The sequence below is a fragment of the Bradyrhizobium sp. 197 genome, from assembly GCF_023073375.1.
Taxonomy (GTDB): Bacteria; Pseudomonadota; Alphaproteobacteria; order Rhizobiales; family Xanthobacteraceae; genus Bradyrhizobium.
Map to the genome: position 1 here is coordinate 65,887 of NZ_JADPJJ010000138.1, position 25,416 is coordinate 91,302.

The window sequence follows — 25,416 nt, forward strand, 5'->3', positions numbered from 1 at the left end:
AGGTCACTTGCCCAATTCATTTGGTATCCCGGGTGCGGCATAGTTAAGTACCACCATACGCAGAATCAAATGGATAGAGACTAAATTCGCCGTGTCCGTCGGAATGGCTGCCCCCCACGTGCCCTATGCCTGCGATCCCGAGCGCAGCCGCGGCCGGTTGGTTGCGGAACCGCCGAGCCAGACCCGCAGCCCGTTCCGGCGGGATTGCGACCGGGTGATCCATTCCACCGCGTTCCGCCGGCTGAAGTACAAGACCCAGGTGTTCGTGTTCCACGAGGGCGACCACTACCGCACCCGGCTGACCCATTCGCTGGAGGTGGCGCAGATCGCCCGCGCGCTGGCCCGGCAGCTCGGGCTGGACGAGGATCTCACGGAAACCCTCGCGCTCGCCCACGACCTCGGCCATCCGCCCTTCGGGCATGCGGGCGAGCGGGCACTGGACGCCTGCCTGAAGGAGTTTGGCGGCTTCGACCACAACGCCCAGACCTTGCGCGTCGTTGCGGCGCTGGAGCACCGCTATCCTGATTTCGACGGGCTCAACCTGACCTGGGAGGCGCTGGAGGGCATCGTCAAGCACAACGGTCCGCTGACCGATCGCAGCGGCGCGCCGGTCGGGCATTATCGCGAGCACGGCATTCCCGTCGGCATCGCCGACTACATCAAGATCTACGATCTCGAATTGTGGAGCTTCGCCTCGCTCGAAGCACAGGTCGCCGCGATTGCCGACGACATCGCCTATGATGCCCACGACATCGACGACGGCCTGCGCGCCGGCCTGTTTCACCTCGACGACCTCAAGGTGATGCCGTTGACCGCGGAGATCATCGCCGAGACCTCCGCGCATTACCCCGACCTCGAAGACGTCAGGCGCGGCGCCGAACTGGTGCGCGAGCTGATCTCGCACCTGATCGGCGCGGTATTCGCCGAGGCGCAGAAGAACCTTGCCGCCGTCAAACCGCAATCCGCCCAAGACGTGCGCCGGCAGAGCCGGGCGCTGATTGCGTTCCCCGCCGCGGTCGCCGAGGAGGAGGCCGCAATCAAGCGCTTTCTCTATCAGCACATGTACCGCCACAAGCGGGTCATGCGGGTGATGGGCGAGGCGGAACAGATCCTGTTCGACCTGTTCGCCAAATACCTCAAATCGCCCGGCGAGCTGCCGCCGGAATGGCTGGTCGGGGCGGAGGCGGACAATGAAGGCGACCGGGCCCGGCGGATCGGCAATTTCATTGCTGGAATGACCGACCGTTTCGCTCTGACCGAGCACCAGCGGCTCTTTGACTCGACCCCGGATTTGCGTTAGGCGGCGCCCATGCCCGACACATCCTCAGCACTGCACCTGTTCGCCGACGTACTCGCACGCGTGCACGCGGTCTGCCGCGCGCTCGCGACGGAAGCCAACTGGCCCGAGGGTATCGATTTCTCGCGCGTGGTGGTCGAGCCGCCGCGCGACGCCACCCATGGCGACATGGCGACCAACGCCGCCATGGTGCTTGCGAAAGAGGCAAAGGCAAAGCCGCGCGATCTCGCCGAGCAGATCGCCGAGCGGCTGCGTGCGGATACCCTGATCGCCAAGGTGGACGTCGCCGGCCCAGGCTTCATCAACCTGACGCTGAAGCCGGCTGCCTGGGCGGAAGCGCTGCGCACGGTGCTGCGCGAGGGCGCCGATTACGGCCGCGCCCGCGGTGGCTCGAAGGTCAATGTCGAATACGTCTCGGCCAACCCGACCGGGCCGATGCATGTCGGCCATTGCCGCGGCGCCGTGTTCGGCGACGCGCTGGCGAGCCTGCTCGAGTTCGCAGGCCGTGACGTCACGCGCGAATACTACATCAACGACGCTGGCGCGCAGGTCGACGTGCTCGCCCGCTCGGCGTTCCTCCGGTATCGCGAAGCGCTCGGCGAGGACATCGGCGCGATCCCGGAAGGCCTTTATCCCGGCGACTATCTGAAGCCAGTCGGGCAAGCGCTGGTGAAGGAGCATGGCGACAAGCTCCTCGCAATGAGCGAAGCCGCATGGCTGCCGACGGTGCGCGCCAAGGCGATCGCGATGATGATGGACGAGATCAAGGGCGATCTCGGCGCGCTGAACATCCGCCACGACGTGTTCTTTTCGGAGCGCTCGCTGCTGGACCCCGGCAACAACAAGGTCGCCGAGACGATCGATTTCCTGCGCGCCAAGGGCGACATCTATCAGGGCCGCCTGCCGCGGCCTAAGGGCGCTCCGGCCGAGGATTGGGAAGATCGCGAGCAGCTGCTGTTCAAGGCGACGGCCTATGGCGACGACGTCGATCGTCCGCTGATCAAGTCAGACAATTCCTACACCTACTTCGCCGCCGACATCGCCTACCACAAGAACAAGTTCGACCGCGGCTTTGCCGAGATGATCGACGTCTGGGGCGCCGACCACGGCGGCTACATCAAGCGCATGCAGGCGGCGGTGAAGGCGACGACCTCCGGCAAGGGGGCGCTCGACGTCAAGATCGTCCAGCTCGTGAAATTGCTGCGCAACGGCGAGCCGGTGAAAATGTCGAAGCGGAGCGGGGACTTCGTCACCTTGCGTGAGGTGGTGGACGAGGTTGGCCAGGACGCCGTCCGCTTCATGATGCTCTATCGCAAGAACGATGCGGTGCTCGACTTCGACCTCGCCAAGGTCATGGAACAGTCGCGCGACAACCCGGTGTTCTACGTCCAGTACGGTCACGCCCGTGGCCACTCGATCTTCCGCAACGCACGCGCGGAGGTGTTCCCGGAACTCCCCGAGGATACGGAAAAGCGCATCGCATGGCTCGCCGAGTCGGCGATAGAGCGGCTGTCGGACCCGGCTGAGCTCGACCTTCTCAAGCGGCTCGCAATTTTTCCGCGCATGCTGGAAGCGGCCGCAAGCGCCCACGAGCCGCACCGAATTGCCTTCTATCTCTATGATTTAGCCAGCGAATTTCATGCACTTTGGACGAAGGGGCGCGATTTGCCCTATTTACGCTTCATTATCAATAATGATGCACTTCTAACGAAGGCGCGGCTGGCCATGGTCCAGGGCGTCGTCTCTGTCCTGGCATCGGGCCTCGCCATCCTCGGCGTCCATGCTCCGGACGAGATGCGGTAGTTTGGGGCGAACTACTTAAGGGGATTGTTGGGGGTAACCGGCAGAAGCCGGATCGCTTAGACTTGGTTGAAAGCCTTGTGGGTCGAAAGCCGTGCCTTGGTCGAGGGGGCGTGCGGCTTTCCCGAAGGGACGCATCATCACGATGGCCGAACGATATCAGGACAGACCGTTTCCTTCCGATGACTATGGTCGCGGTGGTGATCAGCATGGGAGGGCCGAGAGCGGCGATCCCTTGGCCGAGCTCGCTCGCCTGATCGGGCAGACCGATCCGTTCGCAGCGCAGGGGCGGCCCGGCGCGCACCCGCCAGCAGCGCCTGCGCCTGCCCAGGGCTATCAGGACCATGACTACCGGCAGGACGATTACCAGCAGGACCATGTAGAGCAGGCCTCGCCGCCGCCCGGACCACCCTCATGGATGCGGCGCGCCAATGTGCAGCCCGCGCCACCCCCTGAGCCTGCCTATCCCGTTTCCGGAACCCCGGTTCATCCGTTGCATCGCTATTCAGCCCAGCCGACCGCGCCGGAGCCTGATTTTCATCAGCCGCAGGCCCATCAGGATCCCGCCTACCAGGATCAGGCTTATCAAGCTCAGGCCTACCAGGATCAGGCCTGCCAGCAGCCCGATCAGGCTTACCAGGAGCAAGCCTATCAGCAGCCCGATCCGGCGCGCTACGACGATGCGCTCTACGGACGGCTGGAGGCGGGCGAGCAGGACTACCAGCGCGACCCCGCCTATCCCGACGATCCTTACGCGTTCCAGAGCGACTATCCCGAGGCCGATCTCGACGAGCCGAAAAAGCAGCGCGGCGGCATGATGACGGTCGCGGCGATCCTGGCGCTTGCCGTGGTCGGGACCGGCGCTGCCTTCGCCTACAAGAACTATGTGGGCTCGCCCCGCAGCGGGGAGCCGCCGATCATCAGGGCCGACAACACGCCCACCAAGGTCGTGCCGGCGCCGTCGGATTCTTCGGCGAAAGTGCCGGACCGCATGGTCACCGGCGATGGCACCGAGAAGATCGTGCCGCGCGAGGAAGCGCCTGTTGACGTCAACGCCAAGGCGGGAGGTCCCCGTGTGGTGTTCCCGCCGCTGAATCAGAACGCGAACCCGCCTCCGGTCGCGAGCGTGTCGCCGTCCAGTATTCCGCCGTCGAGTGCGGGTCCGAACCCGAGCAACGGGACGCTGCCGAACAATTCGCCGCGCCCGATCAGGACTGTGGCCGTGAAGGGCGATCAGAACGATAGCGCGGCGCCGCAATCGGTTGCGGCCAGGACGGCAACTGCGCCGAAGACGCTCGCGGCACCAGCTGCGCCCATCGCCCCGCATGCGCCCCCGACCTCGGCCAATGCCAGTACCAACCAGCCGATGTCGCTGGCGCCGCAGGCGCCGCCAGCCGAACCGCCGCAGCGGATGGCTGCGAGCAACCCAACGCAACTCGCGCCCGCCAGCAGTGGCGGCGGCTATATCGTACAGGTCTCGTCGCAGCAGAACGAGGACAGCGCCGCCGCATCTTACCGGGTGCTTCAGGGCAAGTATGGTAGCATCCTTGGATCGCGCTCGGCGGTGATCAAGCGGACCGATCTGACTGACAAGGGCAAGGGTATCGTCTACCGCGCCTTCGCCGGGCCCTATGGTTCGGCCGCGGAAGCGACGCAGGTCTGCAACAGCCTGAAGGCTGCCGGCGGACCACAGTGTCTCATCCAGAGGAATTAACGGCCGTTTCCTTGACCCCCTCGCGGGTCAGGGTTAATCGGCCGTTATGAGCACGCGGGCCTTCATTACGGGCGTATCCGGAACGGAACTGACCGCCGCAGAGCGGGAGTTTATCCGCAGCGAACGCCCATGGGGCTTCATCTTCTTCAAGCGCAATATTGAGACGCCGGCTCAAGTTGCTGCCCTTGTTGCGGAATTGCGGGCGGTTGCGGGTTCTGCTGATGCCCCCGTCCTGATCGACCAGGAGGGCGGACGGGTGCAACGGCTGGGACCGCCGCATTGGCCGGTCTATCCGCCGGGTGCCATTTTCGCAGGCCTCTACGACACTGATTCGGCGCTCGGGCTGACCGCGGCGCGCCTCAGCGCCCGGCTGATCGCTGCCGATCTCGTCGATCTCGGCATTACCGTGGATTGTTTGCCCCTGGCCGACGTTCCCGTGGCCGGCGCCGATGCAGTCATCGGAAATCGAGCCTATGGCACTGAGCCGGGCAAGGTCGCGGCGATTGCCCGGGCCGTCACCGAGGGCTTGGAACAGGGAGGCGTGCTGCCGGTCCTCAAGCACATTCCCGGCCATGGGCGAGCCACCGCCGATACCCATTTCAAGCTGCCGACGGTCGATACGTCCAGGCACGAACTGGAACGGACCGACTTCGCGGCATTCAAGCCGCTGGCCGATTTGCCGATGGCCATGACTGCACATGTTGTGTTTAGCGCGGTCGACCCCGCCCATCCGGCGACGACATCTGCGACAATGATCGCTGAAGTGATTCGCGGCGTGATCGGGTTCCAGGGTTTATTAATGAGTGATGACGTGTCGATGAACGCGCTGTCGGGGAATATCGCCGAACGGACCCGCGCCATCTTCGCGGCCGGCTGCGACGTGGCCCTGCATTGCAACGGCAACATCGAGGAGATGCGCGAGGTCGCCGGCCAGACACCTGAATTGGCGGGCAGGGCGCTGGAGCGGGCAAACGCCGCGCTTGCGGCGCGTAAAGCACCGCAGCCGCTCGACCGCGCGGCCGCACGGGCCGAACTGGACGCATTGATCGCACGGGCAAACACGGCATCGGCATGACCGCAGAAATCCTATCGTTTGAAACCGGGCGGCCCGCAGAACTCGCCGAGGGTGAGCCGGCGTTGGTGGTGGACGTCGAGGGCTATGAGGGGCCGCTCGACCTGCTGCTCGCACTGGCGCGGCAGCAGAAGGTCGATCTCGCCAAGATCTCGATCCTGGCGCTCGCCGACCAGTATCTCCACTTCATCGAAGCCGCGCGAAAGATCCGGCTCGAGCTTGCCGCCGATTATCTCGTGATGGCGGCCTGGCTCGCCTTCCTGAAATCGCGCCTGCTGCTGCCGGAGCCGCCGAGTGCGGACGGCCCGAGCGCGGAGCAGATGGCGACGGCGCTCGCCAACCGCCTGCGCCGGCTGGAAGCCATTCGCGAAGCCGCCAACCGGCTGATGAACAGGCAACAATTGCTGCGCGACATCTTCCCGCGCGGTGAGCCCGAGCAGATCGCCGAGATCAAGCATCCGAAATACACCGCGACGCTCTATGACCTGCTCACCGCCTATGCCTCGCAGCGCCAGTCGCGCGTGCTGGCGAGCGTGCATCTGGCCAAGCGCACGGTGTGGTCGCTCGCCGAGGCGCGCGCCACGCTGGAGCGGCTGGTCGGCAGCATCAGCGAACAGGACGACTGGGGCGTTCTCGACGACTATTTGCTCCGGCACGTCGCCGATCCGACGCAGCGCGCGACGGTGCTGGCTTCGAGTTTTGCGGCTGCGCTCGAACTGGTGCGTGAAGGTCAGCTCGAGCTGAACCAGAAAGAGGCGTTTTCGCCCATCTATTTCCGGAAGGGGCGCCCTCAGCCGATCGCGGACGCAGCTCCTGCGCCCGATGCGCCGGTCGCTTAAGTGCAACAAGGAGAATCTGCCATGGCAAGCCTGGCTGAAGTGCGGGTAGATGAGGCCGAGCCGATGGAGAACGAATCCCAGGCGCGTCCCGAAGAATTGCGGCTGCTGGAAGCGCTGCTGTTCGCTTCGAATGAACCGTTGGACACCGCGACGCTGGCCAAGCGCATGCCCGAGGGCGTGGACGTGAAGGCCGCGCTCGAGCAGTTGCAGGCCGACTATTCCTTGCGCGGCGTGAACCTCGTGCGGGTCGCCAACAAATGGACCTTCCGCACCGCAGGCGATCTCGCCTGGCTGATGACCCGTGAGAGCACCGAGACCCGCCGCCTGTCGCGCGCCGCGATCGAGGTGCTCGCGATCATCGCCTATCACCAGCCCGTGACGCGCGCCGAGATCGAGGAGATCCGCGGCGTCGTCACCTCGAAGGGCACACTGGACGTGCTGCTGGAAACCGGCTGGATCAAGCCGCGCGGCCGTCGCAAGACACCGGGGCGTCCATTGACCTTCGGAACCACAGAGGACTTCCTGTCGCAGTTCACTCTGGAACAGCTCGGCGATCTGCCTGGCTTGGAGGAGCTGAAGGGCACGGGCCTGCTGGATTCGCGTCTGCCGACCGGATTCAGCGTGCCGACGCCGTCGGACGACCCGCAACTGCGTGAGGACGAGGATCCGTTGGAACCGGGCGAGGACCTCGATCTGGCGCTGGCGCCTGCGGTCGAGCCCGAGACGCCGCCGGAAGACGGCGATGAGGGTGGCGAGGGCGGCGGCGCGGACTGACGTCCCGGCCTTTTACCGGCCCCCTGCGACCAGTTAACACTAGCAAGATTACGTAGCGCCAACAGCGAATTGGCGCTGCCTTGGTCCTTGTTTTTGACACCTGCCAAGCCTAGGTTTCTGTGAAGATCGGCCGGTCCCCGGCCATACGCGTTTGGAGGATTGCAGGATGGGTTCACTTAGCATTTGGCACTGGATCCTGGTGATCGCAGTGGTCCTGCTTCTGTTCGGCCGCGGCAAGATTTCGGATCTGATGGGCGACGTGGCGCAGGGCATCAAGGCGTTCAAGAAGGGCATGCAGGACGACGACAAGGTCGCCGACAAGCCCGAGCCGGCCAAGTCCCTCGAGCACACTGCCGCGCCGACCGCGGCACGGTCCGACGTCGGCAGCAAGGCCGTCTGAGCCAGAGAGCACGCGAGACGCAGGTAGCGCCCGATCCTGCGCGCAAGGGATTGGGCCGGTCGCGGCTGGCGTGAACGGAAGACCTCATGTTCGACATCGGGTGGAGTGAACTGGTCCTGATCGGGGTCGTGGCCCTGGTGGCCATCGGCCCGAAAGAGCTGCCGGGCGTGCTGCGCATGGTCGGGCAGTGGATGGGCAAGGCCCGCAAGATGGCCGCCGAATTCCAGGGCCAATTCCAGGAAGCGATGCGCGAGGCCGAAATGGCCGACCTCAAGAAGAGCTTCGATGAGGTCAAGGAAGCGGCTTCCGGTTTTGCCGGCAACAATCTGATGACCTCGCTGCAGAAGGACGTCAGCGACGCACTCCGCGTCGATGCGCTGGACAAGCCGGCCGAGACGACCACCACGGCGGTCGAACCGCCGGCGACTTCGATTGAAGCGCCGACGACGTCAAGTGACGCGTCGACGACGTCAAGTGACGCGCCGCTCACCCCGACCACTCCGGAAGCGCCGACGCCGGAGACCTTTGTGGAGGCCGAAGCGCATGCGGCCGTGAACGAGCCGCTCGCCATCACACGTGAGGTCGAGCAGGCGCAGGTCGCACAGGACACCGCGCCATCCGAAGCGCTCAAGGACGCCAAAGCGTCATGAGCGACGCCGATATCGAGGCCAGCAAAGCCCCATTGATGGACCATCTGATCGAGCTGCGGTCGCGGCTGATCAAGGCGCTGCTCGGCTTCGGCGTGGCCTTCATCTTGTGCTTCTTCTTCGCCAAGCAGATCTACAACGTGCTGGTCTGGCCGTTCGTGTGGGTCGCGGGTCCCGAAAACTCCAAATTCATCTACACGGCGCTGCTGGAATATTTCATCACCCAGCTCAAGCTTGCACTGTTCGGCGCCGGCTTCATCTCGTTCCCGATCGTCGCGACCCAGATCTACAAATTCGTCGCGCCTGGCCTGTACAAGCACGAGAAGAATGCCTTCCTGCCGTATCTGGTCGCGACCCCGTTCTTCTTCGTGCTGGGCGCGGCGCTGGTCTATTTCGTCGTGCTGCCGATGCTGGTCCGCTTCTCGCTCGGCATGCAGCAGGCCGGCAGCGACGAGACCGCGCAGATCCAACTGCTGCCCAAGGTCGGCGAATATCTGTCGCTGATGATGTCGCTGATCTTTGCCTTCGGCGTCGCTTTCCAGCTCCCGGTGATCCTGACGCTCTTGGGCCGGATCGGCATCGTCTCGGCAAAAATGCTGCGCGAGAAGCGCCGCTATTTCATCGTCATCGCCTTCGTCATCGCGGCCGTGCTGACGCCCCCCGACGTGCTCAGCCAGTGCTCGCTCGCGATCCCCTTGCTCGCGCTCTACGAGGGCTCGATCATCGCGGTGAGCATTGTGGAGAAGAAGGCGGCAGCTTCAAAGGCGGCCACCGGCACTGACGTATCGACCCCGGCTAGTCCGGCGGAGTAGGGACGAGGTGTCATTCCCCGCGAAGGTGGGGAATCCAGTACGCCGCGGCCTCTCGGGGAATCATTGACCTCTCTGGAATCCTGGATCATCCGCCTTCGCGGATGATGATAGCCATGCTAGGAGACGCGCTGACTTACAACGTTCGCCGTTGTATGTTTGCGCGTTGATCCAGGACCACGGCCATGCACGACATCAAATCGATCCGCGACAATCCGCAAGCCTTCGACGCCGGCCTCGCCCGGCGTGGCCTGAGGCCGTTGTCGGCGTCGCTGCTCGCGATCGACGAGAAGCGGCGGGCGGCGATCCTGGCCTCGGAGCAGGCGCAGGCGCGGCGCAATGCGGCCTCCAAGGAGATCGGCGATGCCAAGAAGGCAAAGGACGAGACGCGCGCGGCCAGGCTGATGGCGGAGGTCGCCGAGCTGAAGACCACGATGCCGGAGCTCGAGGCGGCCGCGAAGGCTGCCGACGAGTTGCTGATAATGGAGCTGTCCGCGATCCCGAACATTCCATTCGATGAAGTGCCCGATGGTGTCGACGAGCACGGCAACGTTCAGCACCACGTGTTCGGCAACAAGCGCAACTACGGCTTCGCGCCGAAGCTGCATGACGATCTCGGCACCGCGCTCGGCTATATGGATTTCGAGGCGGCGGCAAAACTTTCCGGCGCGCGCTTCGTCGTGCTGAAAAAGGGGTTGGCGAGGCTGGAGCGCGCGCTGGGCCAGTTCATGCTCGACCTGCACACCAACGAGCACGGCTACACCGAGATCAACCCGCCGCTGCTGGTGCGCAACGAGGTGATGTTCGGCACCGGGCAGTTGCCGAAATTCGAGGACGATCAGTTCTGGGCGATCAAGGGCGAGCTCCTGGCCGCGCCGGACTCTGAGCGGCTGATGACCGAGCGCCTCGGCCTCATCCCGACCGCCGAGGTTGCCCTCACCAATCTTGTTCGCGAATCCATTCTCGACGAGAAGCAGTTGCCGATGCGGCTCACCGCGTTGACGCCGTGTTTCCGCGCCGAGGCGGGCGCGGCCGGGCGCGACACCCGCGGCATGATACGCCAACACCAGTTCACCAAGGTCGAGTTGGTCTCGATCACGACGCCGGAGGTGAGCAAGGACGAGCTGGAGCGGATGCTATCCTGCGCCGAACAGGTGTTGCAGAAGCTCGACCTGCATTATCGCGTGATGACGCTGTGCGCAGGAGATATGGGTTTCTCGTCGCAAAAAACCTATGACATCGAAGTCTGGATGCCCGGGCAGGGCGACGGCGGCATGTTCCGCGAGATCTCGAGCTGCTCGGTGTGCGGCGATTTCCAGGCCCGCCGCATGGATGCGCGCTCGCGTGGGCCGGACGGGAAGCCCCGCTTTGTGCACACGCTGAACGGCTCGGGCACCGCGGTCGGCCGCGCGCTGATCGCCGTGATGGAGACCTATCAGCAGGAGGACGGCTCGATCGCGGTCCCCAGCGTGCTCCAGCCCTATATGGGCGGGATCAAGGTGGTCGCGCGCGAGTAGGCGTGTTGCCAATCTGAAACTCAGAAACGTTTGGTTGCGAAGATCGGGCGGCCGGTTATCCTGCCGGCCACGCGACAACGCGAACCCCTCGTTCATGGCCTTGCACCGCGACATCTTCTGGGTCGGCAGACAATGGGCGGTGACAGGTGCCGGCATCCAGGCTGTCGATCAGCGGCTGCGTGGCGTGCTCGACATCGCGATCGCGCGGCTATGGGACGACGATCTGGTCCAGAGCCGGCGGGCCAAGCCCGGCGTGAATGCCGCGGATTTCGACAACGCGCTGACGATGGCACGGGAACGCTTTCCGCAGGCGCCGGTGGCGGACCCGTTCGTTGAACAGCTGGAGGCGCTCGGCGTCATCGAGGCTCCAATCGTGAGCCCGGTCGTGCCGGCGATGAAGCTGCACGCGGAGGGCCGGCTGGCGCGCTTCCTGCCGCAATGGCGCGTTCGCCGCTAACAGAACCGGGAACGGCCGCCGGCCCCGATCGGCCGGTTTGCCTGATCGGCCCCAGCCGGATAAGACGGATCAGACCCGTTTCAGGAATCGACCTTTCGCATGCGCATTCTCTGCACCAATGACGACGGCATCCACGCCCCCGGCCTCAAGGTGCTGGAGGAGATCGCACACGCATTGTCCGATGACGTCTGGGTGGTCGCGCCTGAGCTCGACCAGTCCGGCGTGTCGCATTCGCTGTCGCTGAACGATCCCCTGCGCCTGCGCGAAGTCGGCCCGCGGCACTTCGCCGTGCGCGGCACGCCGACCGACTGCGTGATCATGGGCGCGCGCCATATCCTCGGCGCCAAGCTGCCCGATGTCGTGCTGTCGGGCGTCAACAAGGGCCGCAACGTCGCCGAGGACGTGGTCTATTCCGGTACCATCGCCGGTGCGCTGGAAGGCACCATCCTGGGGCTGCCGTCGTTCGCACTGTCGCAGGAATTCAGCGTCGAGACCCGCGACCGGCCGCTGTGGGACACAGCGCGCAAATTCGGCCCCGACATCCTGCGCAAGGTGATCGCCGCCGGCATCCCGAAGGACACGGTCATCAACGTCAACTTCCCGGCTTGCGCGCCGGAAGATGTGCTGGGCATCCGCGTGACGCGGCAGGGCAAGCGCAATCTCGGCTTCCTCAGGATCGACGAGCGCAAGGACGGCCGCGGCAATCCCTATTTCTGGATCGGCTTCGAGCGCGCGGTGATGATTGATACGCCCGCCGAAGGCACCGATCTCGCGGCGCTGCGCGGACGCTACGTCTCCGTCACGCCGCTCAGACTCGACCGCACCAACGAAGCGTTTTCCGAGGCGCTGAGTGCGACGCTGGAACTTAAGGCCTAGCCGCCGCGAAGCGCGGCTTCGATGGTCTTGCCGAGCGCGTCGAGCTGAAACGGCTTCTGAAGCGCCGGCCGATCGCGGTACTGCTCGGGGAGCCCGGAGGAGCCGTAGCCGGTGGCGAAGATGAACGGGCAGCCTTTCGCCTTGATGACATCGGCGACCGGCGAGATGACCTTGCCGTTGACGTTGACGTCGAGAATGGCGATGTCGAACTCGGTTGCCTGGGCGAGCCGCATGGCTTCGGTGATGTCGCCCGCCTCAGCCGCGACCTTGTAGCCCAGCTCTTCGAGCATATCCGCGACCATCATCCTGATCATCACCTCGTCTTCGACGAGGAATACAGAGCGGCCTGAAAGCCCCGTCGCGGTCATGGTAGAGTCCTTGCCCATTGCCAAAAACGTTCGCAGATAACGTGAATCGACGCAATGCGCGTTTCGACGATCGGATGTCTGAAATGGCCATCGAGGCTCGCCCGTTGCAAGCCGATTTGTGGTCAGATACGCCAGCAGAAGCGTATCACGGGTTCCTGAACCGGAACAAGATTCTCGCGCCCCGGGGTTGGCATCCCGGATCCCCAAAACAGCATAAGCAGGCAATGACCTCCCATCAGCATCCGCCGGAAAAGATGATGTTTCAGCTCACGCTGAGGCGCCGGGGTATCAGCGACCAGGCGATCCTGCGGACCATGGAGGAGGTGCCGCGCGAGCAGTTCGTGGACGAAGCCGATCGCGACGGGGCCTATCGCGATACCGCGCTGCCGATCGCCTGCGGGCAGACCATCAGCCAGCCCTTCGTCGTCGCCTATATGACCGAGCAGCTCCAGCTCCAGAAGAAGCACCGTGTGCTCGAGATCGGCGCCGGCTCGGGCTACCAGGCCGCGGTGCTGTCGCGGCTCGCCGGCCAGGTGTTGACCGTCGAGCGCTACCGCAAGCTCGCGGACGCCGCACGTATCAGGCTTGAAAAGCTCAACTGTCATAATGTCGAGGTGATGCTGGGCGACGGACTCAATCTGCCGCCCAATATCGGCCCGTTCGACCGCATCATCGTCACGGCCGCGATGGAGCGGATTCCGGACAACCTGATCGAGCGGCTGGAGGTGGGCGGCATCCTGATCGCGCCCGTCGGCCCGCATCAGGGCGTGCAGACGCTGATCCGCCTGAGCCGGACCGAGGCCGGGATCGAGCGCAAGGAACTCGTCGACGTCCGCTTCGTGCCGGCGCTGCCCGGCGTGGCGCGGGAGCTGTAGAATTCCGGATTGGATGTGCTGCCAACATCTTATTGGGAGGGTTAAGCCGTTATTTACTCGGCGCGTGTTTACTTAAAAGACCAGTTCTGTTGCGTACGAGTGAGTAACCATGTCCGCTGTCGCCGAGTTGCTTTACTCGCGCCGCGTACCGCAGGTCGCGGTGCTGGCGCTGATCTCCTTCAGCTTCGCAGGGTGCAGCGCCGACATGTCGTCGCGCATGTCCCAGTCGAACTTCTCCAACCCCTTCGCGCAGGAATCGACCGGTTCGGTGCAGCAGGCACCGCCGCCGCAGCGCGAGCTGCCGCAATATTCGCGGCCACAGACGCAGTCCGGCTACTACCAGTCGCAGCCCTTGTCGCCGCCGGCGGTGTCTGCGCCGCAATCCTATCCGGTTGCGGCAGGTGGCGGTGTGTCTGGAGGCGGACGTGGCATGGGGTCCTACGCACCCCCGGCGCAGCCGCATCTGGAGACCACGGCCACCGTGCCGCCGCGCTCGGTTGCAGCCGCCCAGCCGGTCGGTGGAACCAAGATCATCGTCGGCACCAGCGATACGCTTGAGTTGCTCGCCAAACGCTATCGCGTCACGCCCCAGGCGATCCTCGCGGCCAACGGCTATAAGGGCCCGCGCTCGCTCTCGCCCGGCCAGCAGCTGATCATCCCGCACCAGGCCACGGCCGCTGCGCCCGCGCCGCTCATGGCTCCCGTTGCGGCGGCGCCTGCTGGGAAGCCGGTTGCTGCCGTTGCCGTGCCGCCGAGCACGCACTTCGTGAACCACGGCGACACGCTCGTCAGCATCGCCCGCAAGAACCACATCTCGGCGGCTGAACTGGCTCGCGCCAACGGCCTCAATCCGTCTGCAAAGCTCAAGCTCGGCACCCGGCTCGCCGTGCCCGGTGCCAGGACTGCCGCCCTCGCGGCGCCGGTTGCCGCGGCTCCGGTCGGATCCGCCCCCGTCGTGGGTACGCTACAGCCCGTCGCGGTCGCTCCTGCGCCTGCGACCAAGATGGCGGCCGTCGCCGCGCCGGTGCAGAGCGCGCGCCTGGCGCAGGCCACGGCCAATGTCGAAGAGAAGACCGCGGAAGCTCCGGCGAAAGCTGCGGAGACCACCAGCGCGCTGCCGACCTTCCGCTGGCCGGTGCGCGGAAAAGTGGTCACGACTTACGGCGCCAAGACCAATGGCAAGTCCAATGACGGCATCAATCTCGCCGTGCCCGAGGGGACGCCCATCAAGGCGGCCGAAGACGGCGTCGTTGCCTATTCCGGCAACGAGCTGAAAGGTTATGGCAATCTCATCCTGGTTCGGCACTCCAACGGCTACGTCACCGCATATGCCCATGCGAGTGAGCTGATGGTGAAGCGCGGAGATACCATCAAGCGCGGCCAGGTCATCGCCAAGTCGGGTCAATCCGGGGAGGTGGCGTCGCCGCAGCTCCACTTCGAGATCCGTAAGGGATCGAGCCCGGTTGACCCGCTTCAATTCCTGAACGGGGCGTGAGGCCTGCGTTGCCCCGGCACTGAATCCGTCCAGTACGCCGCAGCCTCTCGATTGATCACAACCGTCTCTGGAATACTGGATTCCCCGCCTGCGCGGGGAATGACAGCGATGGGCCGGGCAACAGTTTCCGACTGATTACTTCGCCGTCAGCTTCACGCCGAGCCGTCCCGCAAGCTCCTGCACGAACTGCCAGGCGACGCGGCCCGAGCGCGAGCCGCGCGTCGTGGACCATTCCAGTGCCTCGCGTTCCAGCGCCTCGTCGTCGACCTTGACGCCGAAATGGCTGCAATAGCCGCGCACCATGGCGAGATATTCGTCCTGGCTGCAGCGGTGGAAGCCGAGCCAGAGGCCGAACCGATCCGACAGCGAGACCTTCTCCTCCACGGCTTCGCCGGGATTGATCGCGGTCGAGCGCTCGTTCTCGATCATCTCGCGCGCCAGCAGATGGCGGCGGTTGGAGGTGGCGTAGAGGATGACGTTCTCGGGTCGGCCCTCGATGCCGCCTTCGAGCACCGCCTTGAGCGACTTGTAGGACGCATCATTGCCGTCGAAGGAGAGGTCGTCGCAGAACACGATGAAGCGGAAGGACGAGGCGCGGAGCTGCTCCATGAGTGCGGGCAGGCTCTCGATGTCCTCGCGATGAATCTCGATCAGCTTCAGTCTGTCGGCCGGTTTGCGCTCCGCGTTAATGCTGGCATGCGCCGCCTTCACCAGCGATGACTTGCCCATGCCGCGCGCGCCCCAGAGCAGCGCGTTGTTGGCGGGCAGGCCATTGGTGAAGCGCTCGGTGTTCTCGATCAGGATGTCGCGCACCCGATCGACGCCTTTGAGCAGGAACAGCTCGACGCGGCTGACCCGTGGCACCGCCGCGAGGCGGCCGTCCGGGTGCCAGACGAAAGCATCCGCCTGCTTGAACGATTCGCGTTCGACGGCGAGCTTGCCTTGGGCGGAGAGGTGCGCCGCGATCGTCTCCAGCGCGCGAACGACGCGCTCCTGGGAGAGGTCAGGGGTCGCCTTGGAAGCTGCCTTGGCAGTTGCCTTGGCAGTTGCCTTGGCAGTTGCCTTGGAGGCCGCCTTGGGACGTTTTGCCGCGACGCGGGCAGGCTTCCTGGCAGCGGTGCGGGGGCCTTTGCCGGCCGGGCGTTTGCTTGGTTTTTGGGGCATGTCCGAAGTTCCTGAGAACGCAGCCTTTATCGGGCCCGAGCACGCTCCGCAAGGTGGCCAAATCGACGGTCTGGCAGCGTTGCAATTGGGGCAATGGCCGCTATAGTCCGCGCGAATTTGACCGAACCGGTCGCCATTTGGGCCTGACCGGTTTTCCCCCGTTCTCTCGAGGATCGTCCGAATGCTGATTACCCCTGCGTATGCCCAGGCTGCGGGCGCCGGCGACACCAGCGGCATGTTGATGTCGCTACTGCCGTTCGCTCTGATCTTCGTGATCATGTACTTCCTGATTCTGCGTCCGCAGCAGAAGAAGGTCCGTGACCACGCCGATCTCGTGAAGAACATCCGTCGCGGCGACACCGTCGTGACCACGGGCGGCCTCGTCGGCAAGGTCACCAAAGTCGTCGACGACGACCAGATCGAGTTCGAGATTGCTGACGGCGTGCGCGTGCGGCAGATGCGCTCGATGGTCTCCGGCGTGCGCGCCAAGGGCGAGCCGGCCAAAGAATCCAAGGAAAGCGCCAAGGACGACGCCGCGGCGAAGTAAGCGCTTCCGCGAGTCTCTCAAATCTCCTGATCTGACAGGTCCAGTCGATGTTGTATTTCACGCGGTGGAAGGCGCTCGGGATTATCCTGACGGCGCTGATCGTGTGCCTCTGCGCGGTCCCGAACTTCTTTCCCGAAGCGCAGGTCAAGACCTGGCCCGCCTGGGCGCAGCGCCGACTCGTGCTCGGCCTCGATCTTCAAGGCGGCTCCTATCTGCTGCTCGAGGTCGACGGCAATCATGTGAAGAAGGAGCGGCTCGATCAGGTCCGCGACGACGTTCGCCGGACGCTGCGCGATGCCAAGATCGGCTTCACCGGCGGCGTCACCGTGCGCAACGACGCGGCCGAGGTTCGGATCACCAAGGAATCCGACCAGCAGGCCGCGCTCGCCAAGCTGCGCGAGCTGGCCCAGCCGCTGGGCGGACTGGTCGGATCCAGCGGTCAGCGCGACCTCGAGGTGACGGATGCTGGCGGCGGCCTGATCCGGCTCGCCATCCCGCAGGCCGCGATGATCGAGCGCATGCGCAAGACCATCGAGCAGTCGATCCAGATCGTCGAACGTCGCGTCAACGAGCTCGGGACCGTCGAGCCCGTCATCCAGCGCCAGGGCAACGATCGCATCCTGGTGCAGGTCCCCGGCCTCCAGGACCCGACCCGCCTGAAGGAATTGCTGGGCAAGACTGCAAAGATGGAATTCCGCATGGTCGATCCTTCGGTGCCGCCGGACCAAGCGCAGCAGGGCGCGTTGCCGCCGGACTCCGAGTTCCTGCCGAGCGCCACGCCGCCGCCGCCCGGCTACGTGGTCAAGAAGCAGGTGCTGGTTGCGGGCGGCGACCTAACCGACGCCCAGGCGACCTTCGACCAGCGCACCAGTGAACCCGTCGTCAGCTTCAAGTTCAATACGTCAGGCGCGCGCAAATTCTCGCAGGCCACGCAAGAGAACGTCGGGCTGCCCTTCGCGATCGTGCTCGACAACAAGGTGATCTCCGCGCCTGTGATCCGCGAGCCCATCACCGGCGGCCAGGGCCAGATCTCCGGCAGCTTCACCGTGCAATCGGCCAACGATCTCGCGATCCTGCTGCGCGCCGGCGCGCTGCCGGCACCGCTCACGGTGGTCGAGGAACGTACCGTCGGTCCGGGCCTCGGTCAGGACTCGATCGAGAAGGGCGAGCTTGCGGCCTATGTCGGTTCGATCCTGGTCATCATCTTCATGCTCCTGACCTACCGGCTGTTCGGCGTGTTCGCCAACATCGCGGTGGCCATCAACGTCGCCATGATCTTCGGCCTGCTGTCGCTGCTCAACGCGACGCTGACGCTGCCCGGAATCGCCGGGATCGTGCTCACCGTCGGCATCGCGGTCGATTCCAACGTGCTGATCTACGAGCGCATCCGCGAGGAATTGCGTGGCGGCCGCAACGCGATCTCGGCGATCGACGCCGGCTTCAAGCGGGCGCTCGCGACCATCCTCGATTCCAACATCACTACCTTCATTGCCGCCGCGGTGCTGTTCTACATCGGCACCGGTCCGGTGCGCGGCTTCGCCGTGACGCTCGGCATCGGCATCATCACCACAGTGTTTACCGCCTTCACCCTGACCCGGCTGATCGTCGCCGGATGGGTGCGGTGGAAGCGGCCGCAGAGCGTGCCGATCTAGGAGCCTGATCGTGAATCATACCATTCTCATCGGGCTCGGCGTCCTCATTGCCATTCTCACCGTGGTTGCGGCGTTCGGCTGGCTGCCGTCGCTGCGCATCGTCCCCGACAATACCCATTTCGACTTCACGCGCTTCCGCCGCATCAGCTTCCCGATCTCGGCAGCGCTGTCGATCGTCGCGATCACGCTGTTCTTCACCCACGGGCTGAATTTCGGCATCGACTTCCGCGGCGGCACGCTGCTCGAAGTGCAGGCCAAGTCCGGCACCGCCGATATCGCGGCTATGCGTACAACGCTGGATGGTTTGCGCCTCGGCGAAGTCCAGCTGCAGCAGTTCGGCGGTCCGGCCGACGTCCTGATCCGCGTCGCGGAGCAGCCGGGCGGTGACGCCGCGCAGCAGGAGGCCGTGCAGAAGGTTCGTTCCGCGCTCGGCGATTCCGTCGACTATCGCCGCGTCGAGGTGGTGGGTCCGCGCGTCTCCGGCGAGCTGCTGGCCTACGGCATGCTCGGCCTGATGCTCGCGATCGTCTCGATCCTGGTCTACCTCTGGTTCCGCTTCGAGTGGCAGTTCGCGCTCGGCGCCATGATCGCCAACGTGCACGACATCGTGCTGACGATCGGATTCATGTCGATCAGCCAGGTCGATTTCGACCTGACCAGTATCGCGGCACTTCTGACCATTCTCGGCTATTCGCTGAACGACACCGTCGTCATCTACGACCGCATCCGTGAAATGCTGCGGCGCTACAAGAAGATGCCGATGCCGCAGCTCCTCAACGAGTCCATTAACTCGACGCTGTCGCGCTCGATCATCACCCACTTCACGGTGACGCTGGCGCTACTGGCCCTGCTCCTGTTCGGCGGTCATGCCATCCACAGCTTCACCGCGGTGATGATGTTCGGCGTGGTGCTGGTCGGCACCTACACCTCGATCTTCATCGCGGCGCCGATCCTGATCTATCTCGGCGTCGGCGAGCATCGCGAAGATGCGCGCGATACGGCTGCGCCGGCGAAGAAAAACAAGGCATGATCCGAACCGCATGCCCTCGCAGGCGTTTGCGAGGGCGATACGCCTATTCGGACGAAGCTCATGGCCGGCGATTCCAACGCACCGCATTTCCCGCGCTCGGCGCCGATCGAGGCCTATGGCAAGGGCGGCTTCGCCTTTGCCGGCATGTCGCATCGGGGCTCGCTGCTCTGCCTGCCTGACGCGATCTGGGCCTGGGACGTGACCGATCCGGCGCGGATCGACCGCTATTCGCTTGAGCGGGTGTTCGCCTCTGCCAATAGCATCGACACGCTTCTGATCGGGACGGGAACCGGTGTCTGGCTGCCGCCGCCGGAGCTGCGCCAGGCGCTGAAAGCGGTGAGGGTGGTGCTGGACACGATGCAGACCGGACCTGCCGTGCGCACCTACAACATCATGATGGGCGAACGGCGCCGCGTCGCGGCCGCGCTGATCGCCGTGCCATGAGCAGTTCCGCGCCGCCGCCGGATTCCGCTGTCTTCTGCGCTGACCTCGTGCGCAGCCACGACTTTTCCCGCTATGCCGCGACCCTGTTCGCGCCTGCCCCCGAGCGCCGCGCGCTGCTGGCGCTCTATGCCTTCAATGTCGAGATCGTCCGCGTTCGCGATCAGGTGAGCCAGCCCTTGCCGGGCGAAATCCGCCTGCAATGGTGGACCGACATGCTTTCGGGCCAGGTCCATGGCAGCGCCGAGGGCAATCCGGTGGCGGCGGAACTGCTCCGCGCGATCCGCGATTTCGACCTGCCGGTCGAGCCGCTGTCGCTGCTCGCCGACGAGCACCAGTTCGACCTCTACAACGATCCGATGCCGACCATGACGGCGCTCGAAGGCTATATGGCTGCGACTTGCTCGGCGTTGTTTGCCCTCGCGGCACGGATCATGGCGTCACCTTTGGACGCAGCGGAGCATCTCGCGCGGCATGCCGGGCTGGCCCAGGGCATCGCTCAGGTCATCGCGAACTTGCCGCGCGATGCGGCGCACCGGCGATTGTTCTTGCCGCAGCAGGTTCTGGCGAGCCATGGCTGCAACATGGAGGATGTGTTCGCCGGCAAGGAGACGCCGAATTTGCGCGCCGTCCTGAACCAACTCGCGGGCGAGGCCGGGCAGCATTTGACCACGGCCTTGTCGCTGTTGGCGGAGGTGCCGCCGTCGGCACGGCCGGCATTTCTGCCGCTGAGCCAGGTGCGGGCCGACCTCGAGCGCCTGTCGCAGCCCGCGCGTAATCCGTTTACGCCGCAGCACTCGTCGCGGCTGCGCACGCTGTGGACGCTGTGGCGGGCTTCACGATCGCGGGAATTTACCAAATAGAAGCTGGCTTATCGCCTCATTTTGCCAAATGCTCTATGCTGTCCCATGGCTGAATTGTCCCAAAGCGTATCCTCTGATCTCAGCGGCCTTCCGGTCGTGCCCGATGATATTCATGCCGCCGCCAAGACCATCCGCGGCGCCGTCGTCGAGACGCCCTGTAGCTACAGCCGCACGCTGAGCAACATCTGCGGCTGCGACATCTGGCTGAAATTCGAGAACCTCCAGTTCACCTCCTCGTTCAAGGAGCGCGGCGCGCTCAACCGCCTCGCGGCGCTGACACCGGAGGAGCGCGCGCGCGGCGTCGTCGCGATGTCGGCTGGTAACCACGCGCAGGGCGTTGCCTATCACGCCAGGCGGCTCGGCATTCCCGCCACCATCGTCATGCCGGTCGGCACGCCCATGGTGAAGGTCGAGAACACCAAGCACCACGGCGCCGAGGTGGAGGTCACGGGCGCGACGCTGGAGGAAGCCGCCGCGTATGCGCGCAGCCACGGCGAAGCTCGCGGCATGATCTTCGTCCACCCTTACGACGATCCGCTTGTCATCGCGGGGCAGGGCACGGTCGGGCTGGAGATGATGAAGGCGGTACCGGAGCTTGACACGCTGGTCGTTCCGATCGGCGGCGGCGGCCTGATCAGCGGGATCGGCATTGCGGCGAAATCGATCAAGCCATCGCTGCGGATCCTCGGCGTCGAGGCCTGGCTCTATCCCTCGATGTACAACGCCATCCATGACGGCAATCTGCCGGCGCGCGGCGACACGCTCGCCGAAGGCATCGCGGTGAAATCGCCTGGCAAGATCACGACCGAAATCGTCCGCCGCCTCGTCGACGACATTGCGCTGGTCAACGAAGCCGAACTCGAGCGTGCGGTCGCCACCCTGATCTCGATCGAGAAGACGGTCGTCGAGGGCGCCGGCGCCGCTGGCCTCGCTGCGCTGATGTCCGATCCCTCCCGCTTTGCCGGCCAGAAGGTCGGGCTGGTGCTGAGCGGCGGCAATATCGACACACGGCTGATCGCGTCGGTCCTTACCCGCGAGTTGGCGCGCGAGGGGCGGCTGACCCAGTTGTCGCTCGACATCCCCGACAGGCCCGGTCAACTGGCTGCGGTCGCGGCACTGCTGGCCGAGGCCGGCGCCAACATCATCGAGGTCTCGCACCAGCGCACGTTCTCGGACCTGCCGGCGAAGGCGACGCTGCTGCAACTCGTCATCGAGACCCGCGACAGCGCCCATCTCGACGAGGTCATGGCCAAGCTTGGCGCATCCGGATTGAGCGCGCGCTGCACGTGATTGGCGCGACCGTTATTCCGGCAGGCCGGCGGCACGAAGCGCCTCGCCAAGGGACGACGCAAGCGCCGGGGAACAGTTGACGCCGGAGAACTGCCGGCTGTAGCGGAACGTCGAGTGCAACTCGAGTACCCGGGCGGCCGCCGCCCTCGCTTCTTCCAGACGTCCGAGCTTTGCGAGCGCCGCGGCCAGTTGCATATAGGTAATGCTATGTCGAGGATTGGCCTGAACCGACCGGTAGGCCGCACGACAGGCTTCTTCATATCGACCGCGGTGGAAGTGACCCATGGCCTGCGCGTCGAACGCAGCAAAGGCCCAGGGATCGAACGGACTGAGCCGCACGCCCCTTTCGCTCCACTCGATGGCGCGGTCGGCTTCGCCGCCCCAACCGAGCATGACGCTGCCGAGGATGTAGGTCAGCGCCGATGATGGGCTGATGGCGAGTGCGGCGTCGAGTGCAGTGAATGCTGCGGAACGATCGTGCCCATCCATGCCGATCGAAAAAGCCGCAAGGGTGAGAGCAAGCGCGTCATCCTGTCCGTGGATCAGGGCCGACCGGGCATGATGGATAGACGCGGCCCGATTGACCTCCTGCAAACCGGCTCGAAGGAACAGGCAATGGTGACACATTGCGGCATTGCCGTGCGCTAGCGCATAAGTAGGCTCTAGCGCGATCGAACGTGCGAGCAGCACAAGGGCCTGCGTGACCTGCTCAGGCATTCCGGAATCGACATCCGGCTGGGCCCGCAGGACAAGATCATAAGCATCGAGGCTGTCGGGCCGTTGGCGCTTGACCCTGTTGAATTCGGCGCGCCGCAGGCTCGGCGCAATGGCGCCGACGACCGATAGGGCGATGTCATCCTGGAGGGCGAAAACGTCCTCGGACCGGCGGTCGTAGCGCTCGGCCCACACATGCCCGCCGGTCGACGTATCGATCAACTGGCCTGTGATACGGACCGTTGTGCCGGTCTTCCGGACGCTGCCTTCCAGCACATACCGGACGCCAAGCTCGCGGCCGACCTGTTTCAAGTCCACCGCACGGCCCTTGTAAATGAACGTCGAATTCCGCGCGATCACGAACAGCCAATTGATGCGCGACAGTCCTGTGATGATATCGTCGACCATCCCGTCGGCAAAGTAGTCCTGCTCTGCATCACCGCTCAGGTTCGCGAAGGGCAAGACCGCGATTGACGGCCTGTCAGGCAACATCAGCGATGGCGCTGCGGAGGCGGCGGATGCGTGATCCCGCTGGGACGTCGTAACGGAGGGACCCACATAGCGATAGCCGTGCCGCGGCAGGGTCTCGATCCAGCGGGCCTCTCCAGAGATATCCGCCAAAATGCGCCGCGCAGCAGCGATTTGGACGGTCAAATTACTGTCTTCGATTGCCTGGGCGGGCCACGCCGCCTCGATCAAGGCTTCCTTGGACACCGGCGCGCCGGCCCGTCGCACGAGCAGTGCCAAGAGCAGGACGGCTCGCTGGCCGAGGGGGGTCGGCTCGGCACCGTGGAAAAGGATTCTTGCATCGGCGTCCAGACGGAATGGACCAAATTCAAGGATCATGGCCATTGCCAAAGAAGGGCACATTTCGGAGGTTTTTTGCAATGTTTTCCGAACGGCTTCACCACTTTCAGGAGCCGCTGGATCACAATGGCGCAGTTTTCAGGCAGAGCCGCACCAAGCCATGGAGGGTCACATGAACGCCAAACCGCTCATCCGCAGGCCCGGCGAGACAAAGGGAATCATGCTGCGCGGTCAACCGATGGCCTTCCTGGTAACCGGCGAACATACAAAGCACACCAGCATGTTCGACTGGACGATACCGGCAGGGTTCGCCACAGGCCGGCACGTTCATCGCGTGCAGGAAGAGACCTTCTACATGCTAGAGGGCGAGTGCGAATGGCATGTCGGTGACGAAGTCGTCCGAGCGGCACCGGGGACCTATCTCTTCATCCCGCCCGGCGTCCCGCACAACATCACCAACGTCAGCGAGAAGCCCGCGCGCGTGCTCATGACGGTCTCTCCACCGGGACACGAACGCTACTTCGAAGAATTGGCCAAGCTGACCGCAAACGGAGCCCCGGACGCGAAAGCCATCAGTGAATTGCGCGCCCGCTTCGACACCGACCAGCTGTCGGCGCTGACAACGAAAGGTTGAAGGCCATGTGCTGGGGCGACGGCGGATCGGCTTCGAACTTGATTCGGTCGCGCAGGTTCTTGCGCCTTGCTATCGCGGCACCAAACCCGCCAAATGGGCGATCAGCCGATCGATCTCGACTTCCGTGTTGTAGTAATGCGGGGATGCCCGCACCACCGGCGGCAGCGAGCGAATTTCGGCATCGATGCGCGTGCTCGACGGATCTGAGGCACCGATAGTGATGCCGGCTGCGGCCGCATCACTGACGACCGCTTCCGCCTCGTACCCTTCCATCGTGAAGCTGACGATGGCCCCTGGAGCGCGTCCGAGGTCGCGAATGCTGATGCCGCGAACGGACGCGAGGCCGCCCCGGAGACGGTCCGACAGCATGCGGCAGCGCTGCTCGATGGGGCCTATTCCGATGTCGAAGGCATAATCGACAGCCGCACCCAGTCCCAGACGCGCCACGTAATTGTTCTCCCAGGTCTCGAACCGGCGCGCATCGTTACGCAGCCGGTAAGCATCCCGGGAGACCCAGGGCGCGGCGAAGTGGTCAATCATCGGCGGTTCGAGCTGTTGCAGCATTTCCCGGCGGACGTAGAGAAAGCCGGTGCCGCGCGGGCCGCGCAGGAATTTGCGACCAGTCGCCGACAACATGTCACAGCCGATGGCCTCGACATCGACCGCCATCTGTCCGACCGCCTGGCAGGCGTCGAGCAGATAGGGAATGCCTCGCGCTCGCGCGATTTTGCCGACGGCTGCAGCCGGATTGACCAGCCCGCCATTGGTCGGAACCCAGGTGATCGCAATCAGTCTCACGCGCTCGTCGATCATGCGTTCGAGCGCGTGGACGTCGAGTTCGCCGCTGGCATCGCTCGGCACGACTTCGATGACGGCGCCTGTACGCTTGGCGACCTGAAGAAAGGCGACATAATTGGCAGCGTATTCCGCCTCGGCGGTCAGGATCCGGTCGCCCTCGCGAAACCGAAATGCGTAGAACGCCATCTGCCAGGCCACCGTCGCGTTCTCCATGAGCGCGATCTCATCCGGCGCGGCATTCAGCAGGCGCGCGACCGAGCCGTAGACCGCTTCCAGCCGATCGAACGCCCGGTCGGCCGCAGCGTAACCTCCGATCTCGCTCTCCAGATCGATATGCCGCTTCATGGCCTCCACAACGGGAGCCGGCATGAGAGCCGCCCCTGCGTTGTGAAGGTACGCAAGCCGGGAGGTCGCTGGCGTATCGGCACGTATTCGCTCGATGTCGATCAATTGCGCCTCCGCTTCTCGCGATCTCAGTGCATGAATTAGGCGCCTGGAGCAGTGCGAGCAAGATGGCCGCCGGCAATGCCTGAGTT

At 64.8% G+C, this 25,416-nt stretch carries 25 protein-coding genes; 21 read left to right on the forward strand and 4 right to left on the reverse strand.

Annotated features, from left to right (window positions below; translation table 11 throughout):
• Window positions 1-91: 91 nt before the first annotated feature.
• The 12 genes from IVB27_RS30655 to surE all read left to right on the forward strand — a co-directional run bounded on the left by IVB27_RS30655 (window position 92) and on the right by surE (window position 12,202).
• Window positions 92-1,300 (forward strand): deoxyguanosinetriphosphate triphosphohydrolase, encoded by a 1,209-nt coding sequence (locus tag IVB27_RS30655; RefSeq protein WP_247446603.1) that lies wholly within the window; start codon window positions 92-94, stop codon window positions 1,298-1,300.
• A gap of 9 nt (window positions 1,301-1,309) precedes the next feature.
• Window positions 1,310-3,100, forward strand: coding sequence for an arginine--tRNA ligase (argS, locus tag IVB27_RS30660; protein WP_247446604.1), 1,791 nt, complete (start codon window positions 1,310-1,312; stop codon window positions 3,098-3,100).
• A 142-nt stretch (window positions 3,101-3,242) separates the two neighbouring features.
• A complete protein-coding gene (locus IVB27_RS30665) occupies window positions 3,243-4,811 on the forward strand; it encodes an SPOR domain-containing protein (RefSeq protein WP_247446605.1) in 1,569 nt (522 codons plus the stop codon).
• 46 nt (window positions 4,812-4,857) lie between these two features.
• Window positions 4,858-5,886: a beta-N-acetylhexosaminidase gene (gene nagZ / locus IVB27_RS30670; protein WP_247446606.1), complete on the forward strand. Its 1,029-nt coding sequence runs from the start codon at window positions 4,858-4,860 to the stop codon at window positions 5,884-5,886.
• Window positions 5,883-6,722: a segregation and condensation protein A gene (locus tag IVB27_RS30675; protein WP_247446607.1), complete on the forward strand. Its 840-nt coding sequence runs from the start codon at window positions 5,883-5,885 to the stop codon at window positions 6,720-6,722. Before nagZ ends, IVB27_RS30675 begins: the two co-directional genes overlap by 4 nt.
• 21 nt (window positions 6,723-6,743) lie before the next feature.
• Window positions 6,744-7,496 carry an SMC-Scp complex subunit ScpB gene (gene scpB / locus IVB27_RS30680; protein WP_247446608.1) on the forward strand — a complete coding sequence of 251 codons (753 nt, stop codon included), beginning with the start codon at window positions 6,744-6,746 and terminating at the stop codon, window positions 7,494-7,496.
• A 166-nt stretch (window positions 7,497-7,662) separates the two neighbouring features.
• On the forward strand, window positions 7,663-7,896 hold the full coding sequence (locus IVB27_RS30685) for a twin-arginine translocase TatA/TatE family subunit (RefSeq protein WP_247349164.1): 234 nt from the start codon (window positions 7,663-7,665) through the stop codon (window positions 7,894-7,896).
• A gap of 86 nt (window positions 7,897-7,982) precedes the next feature.
• Window positions 7,983-8,546, forward strand: coding sequence for a Sec-independent protein translocase protein TatB (gene tatB / locus IVB27_RS30690; RefSeq protein ID WP_247446609.1), 564 nt, complete (start codon window positions 7,983-7,985; stop codon window positions 8,544-8,546).
• The gene (tatC, locus tag IVB27_RS30695; RefSeq protein ID WP_247446610.1) at window positions 8,543-9,355 is read left to right on the forward strand and encodes a twin-arginine translocase subunit TatC; all 813 of its coding nucleotides are present in this window, start codon (window positions 8,543-8,545) and stop codon (window positions 9,353-9,355) included. The genes tatB and tatC overlap by 4 nt, the downstream gene beginning before the upstream one ends.
• A gap of 182 nt (window positions 9,356-9,537) precedes the next feature.
• Window positions 9,538-10,869, forward strand: coding sequence for a serine--tRNA ligase (serS, locus tag IVB27_RS30700; RefSeq protein ID WP_247446611.1), 1,332 nt, complete (start codon window positions 9,538-9,540; stop codon window positions 10,867-10,869).
• Window positions 10,870-10,963: 94 nt separating this feature from the next.
• Window positions 10,964-11,326, forward strand: coding sequence for a hypothetical protein (locus tag IVB27_RS30705; RefSeq protein WP_247349160.1), 363 nt, complete (start codon window positions 10,964-10,966; stop codon window positions 11,324-11,326).
• A gap of 99 nt (window positions 11,327-11,425) precedes the next feature.
• Window positions 11,426-12,202, forward strand: a complete 777-nt coding sequence (gene surE, locus IVB27_RS30710) for a 5'/3'-nucleotidase SurE (protein ID WP_247446612.1) — start codon at window positions 11,426-11,428, stop codon at window positions 12,200-12,202.
• Here the strand turns inward: surE and IVB27_RS30715 are convergent.
• Window positions 12,199-12,570 (reverse strand): response regulator, encoded by a 372-nt coding sequence (locus IVB27_RS30715; protein WP_008547195.1) that lies wholly within the window; start codon window positions 12,568-12,570, stop codon window positions 12,199-12,201. The two genes, surE and IVB27_RS30715, sit on opposite strands and share 4 nt — an antisense overlap.
• Window positions 12,571-12,794: 224 nt before the next feature.
• Here IVB27_RS30715 and IVB27_RS30720 point away from each other — a divergent pair, with 224 nt between their 5' ends.
• Together IVB27_RS30720 and IVB27_RS30725 are read left to right on the forward strand one after the other, a co-directional pair.
• Window positions 12,795-13,445, forward strand: a complete 651-nt coding sequence (locus IVB27_RS30720; protein ID WP_247446613.1) for a protein-L-isoaspartate(D-aspartate) O-methyltransferase — start codon at window positions 12,795-12,797, stop codon at window positions 13,443-13,445.
• A gap of 109 nt (window positions 13,446-13,554) precedes the next feature.
• On the forward strand, window positions 13,555-14,940 hold the full coding sequence (locus tag IVB27_RS30725; protein ID WP_247446614.1) for a LysM peptidoglycan-binding domain-containing M23 family metallopeptidase: 1,386 nt from the start codon (window positions 13,555-13,557) through the stop codon (window positions 14,938-14,940).
• Window positions 14,941-15,075: 135 nt separating this feature from the next.
• On the opposite strand, the gene IVB27_RS30730 is transcribed toward IVB27_RS30725, so the two are convergent.
• Window positions 15,076-16,104, reverse strand: coding sequence for an ATP-binding protein (locus tag IVB27_RS30730; protein WP_247446615.1), 1,029 nt, complete (start codon window positions 16,102-16,104; stop codon window positions 15,076-15,078).
• 181 nt (window positions 16,105-16,285) lie between these two features.
• Between IVB27_RS30730 and yajC the strand changes: the two genes are divergently transcribed.
• Genes yajC through IVB27_RS30760 form a run of 6 tightly spaced genes read left to right on the forward strand, consistent with a single transcriptional unit; the run spans window position 16,286 to window position 21,927 of the window.
• Window positions 16,286-16,651: a preprotein translocase subunit YajC gene (gene yajC / locus IVB27_RS30735; protein WP_247349156.1), complete on the forward strand. Its 366-nt coding sequence runs from the start codon at window positions 16,286-16,288 to the stop codon at window positions 16,649-16,651.
• Window positions 16,652-16,698: 47 nt separating this feature from the next.
• Entirely contained in the window at window positions 16,699-18,303 is a 1,605-nt protein-coding gene (gene secD, locus IVB27_RS30740) for a protein translocase subunit SecD (protein WP_247446616.1), read from the forward strand.
• 10 nt (window positions 18,304-18,313) lie between these two features.
• On the forward strand, window positions 18,314-19,333 hold the full coding sequence (gene secF / locus IVB27_RS30745; protein WP_247349153.1) for a protein translocase subunit SecF: 1,020 nt from the start codon (window positions 18,314-18,316) through the stop codon (window positions 19,331-19,333).
• A 60-nt stretch (window positions 19,334-19,393) separates the two neighbouring features.
• The gene (locus IVB27_RS30750) at window positions 19,394-19,777 is read left to right on the forward strand and encodes an Mth938-like domain-containing protein (RefSeq protein ID WP_247446617.1); all 384 of its coding nucleotides are present in this window, start codon (window positions 19,394-19,396) and stop codon (window positions 19,775-19,777) included.
• Window positions 19,774-20,637 (forward strand): phytoene/squalene synthase family protein, encoded by an 864-nt coding sequence (locus IVB27_RS30755; RefSeq protein WP_247446618.1) that lies wholly within the window; start codon window positions 19,774-19,776, stop codon window positions 20,635-20,637. The genes IVB27_RS30750 and IVB27_RS30755 overlap by 4 nt, the downstream gene beginning before the upstream one ends.
• Before the next feature lie 45 nt (window positions 20,638-20,682).
• Entirely contained in the window at window positions 20,683-21,927 is a 1,245-nt protein-coding gene (locus tag IVB27_RS30760; RefSeq protein ID WP_247446619.1) for a threonine ammonia-lyase, read from the forward strand.
• Window positions 21,928-21,939: 12 nt separating this feature from the next.
• Here the strand turns inward: IVB27_RS30760 and IVB27_RS30765 are convergent, their stop codons facing one another.
• Complete coding sequence (locus tag IVB27_RS30765; RefSeq protein WP_247446652.1) at window positions 21,940-23,493, reverse strand: winged helix-turn-helix domain-containing tetratricopeptide repeat protein; 1,554 nt, start codon at window positions 23,491-23,493, stop codon at window positions 21,940-21,942.
• A gap of 127 nt (window positions 23,494-23,620) precedes the next feature.
• Here IVB27_RS30765 and IVB27_RS30770 point away from each other — a divergent pair, with 127 nt between their 5' ends.
• Complete coding sequence (locus tag IVB27_RS30770) at window positions 23,621-24,082, forward strand: cupin domain-containing protein (RefSeq protein WP_247349148.1); 462 nt, start codon at window positions 23,621-23,623, stop codon at window positions 24,080-24,082.
• A gap of 69 nt (window positions 24,083-24,151) precedes the next feature.
• Here the strand turns inward: IVB27_RS30770 and IVB27_RS30775 are convergent, their stop codons facing one another.
• Entirely contained in the window at window positions 24,152-25,330 is a 1,179-nt protein-coding gene (locus tag IVB27_RS30775; protein ID WP_247446620.1) for an aminotransferase class V-fold PLP-dependent enzyme, read from the reverse strand.
• Window positions 25,331-25,416 lie beyond the last annotated feature (86 nt).

Coding starts and splice junctions, on each gene's coding strand:
- IVB27_RS30765 (WP_247446652.1), bottom strand. CDS start 23,493: ATGGCCATGATCCTTGAATTTGGTCCATTCCGTCTGGACGCCGATGCA.
- yajC (WP_247349156.1), top strand. CDS start 16,286: ATGCTGATTACCCCTGCGTATGCCCAGGCTGCGGGCGCCGGCGACACC.
- serS (WP_247446611.1), top strand. CDS start 9,538: ATGCACGACATCAAATCGATCCGCGACAATCCGCAAGCCTTCGACGCC.
- IVB27_RS30720 (WP_247446613.1), top strand. CDS start 12,795: ATGACCTCCCATCAGCATCCGCCGGAAAAGATGATGTTTCAGCTCACG.
- IVB27_RS30705 (WP_247349160.1), top strand. CDS start 10,964: ATGGCCTTGCACCGCGACATCTTCTGGGTCGGCAGACAATGGGCGGTG.
- IVB27_RS30760 (WP_247446619.1), top strand. CDS start 20,683: ATGGCTGAATTGTCCCAAAGCGTATCCTCTGATCTCAGCGGCCTTCCG.
- IVB27_RS30675 (WP_247446607.1), top strand. CDS start 5,883: ATGACCGCAGAAATCCTATCGTTTGAAACCGGGCGGCCCGCAGAACTC.
- secD (WP_247446616.1), top strand. CDS start 16,699: ATGTTGTATTTCACGCGGTGGAAGGCGCTCGGGATTATCCTGACGGCG.
- IVB27_RS30730 (WP_247446615.1), bottom strand. CDS start 16,104: ATGCCCCAAAAACCAAGCAAACGCCCGGCCGGCAAAGGCCCCCGCACC.
- IVB27_RS30665 (WP_247446605.1), top strand. CDS start 3,243: ATGGCCGAACGATATCAGGACAGACCGTTTCCTTCCGATGACTATGGT.
- tatB (WP_247446609.1), top strand. CDS start 7,983: ATGTTCGACATCGGGTGGAGTGAACTGGTCCTGATCGGGGTCGTGGCC.
- IVB27_RS30750 (WP_247446617.1), top strand. CDS start 19,394: ATGGCCGGCGATTCCAACGCACCGCATTTCCCGCGCTCGGCGCCGATC.
- IVB27_RS30715 (WP_008547195.1), bottom strand. CDS start 12,570: ATGACCGCGACGGGGCTTTCAGGCCGCTCTGTATTCCTCGTCGAAGAC.
- argS (WP_247446604.1), top strand. CDS start 1,310: ATGCCCGACACATCCTCAGCACTGCACCTGTTCGCCGACGTACTCGCA.
- surE (WP_247446612.1), top strand. CDS start 11,426: ATGCGCATTCTCTGCACCAATGACGACGGCATCCACGCCCCCGGCCTC.
- tatC (WP_247446610.1), top strand. CDS start 8,543: ATGAGCGACGCCGATATCGAGGCCAGCAAAGCCCCATTGATGGACCAT.
- IVB27_RS30770 (WP_247349148.1), top strand. CDS start 23,621: ATGAACGCCAAACCGCTCATCCGCAGGCCCGGCGAGACAAAGGGAATC.
- scpB (WP_247446608.1), top strand. CDS start 6,744: ATGGCAAGCCTGGCTGAAGTGCGGGTAGATGAGGCCGAGCCGATGGAG.
- IVB27_RS30685 (WP_247349164.1), top strand. CDS start 7,663: ATGGGTTCACTTAGCATTTGGCACTGGATCCTGGTGATCGCAGTGGTC.
- nagZ (WP_247446606.1), top strand. CDS start 4,858: ATGAGCACGCGGGCCTTCATTACGGGCGTATCCGGAACGGAACTGACC.
- IVB27_RS30725 (WP_247446614.1), top strand. CDS start 13,555: ATGTCCGCTGTCGCCGAGTTGCTTTACTCGCGCCGCGTACCGCAGGTC.
- IVB27_RS30755 (WP_247446618.1), top strand. CDS start 19,774: ATGAGCAGTTCCGCGCCGCCGCCGGATTCCGCTGTCTTCTGCGCTGAC.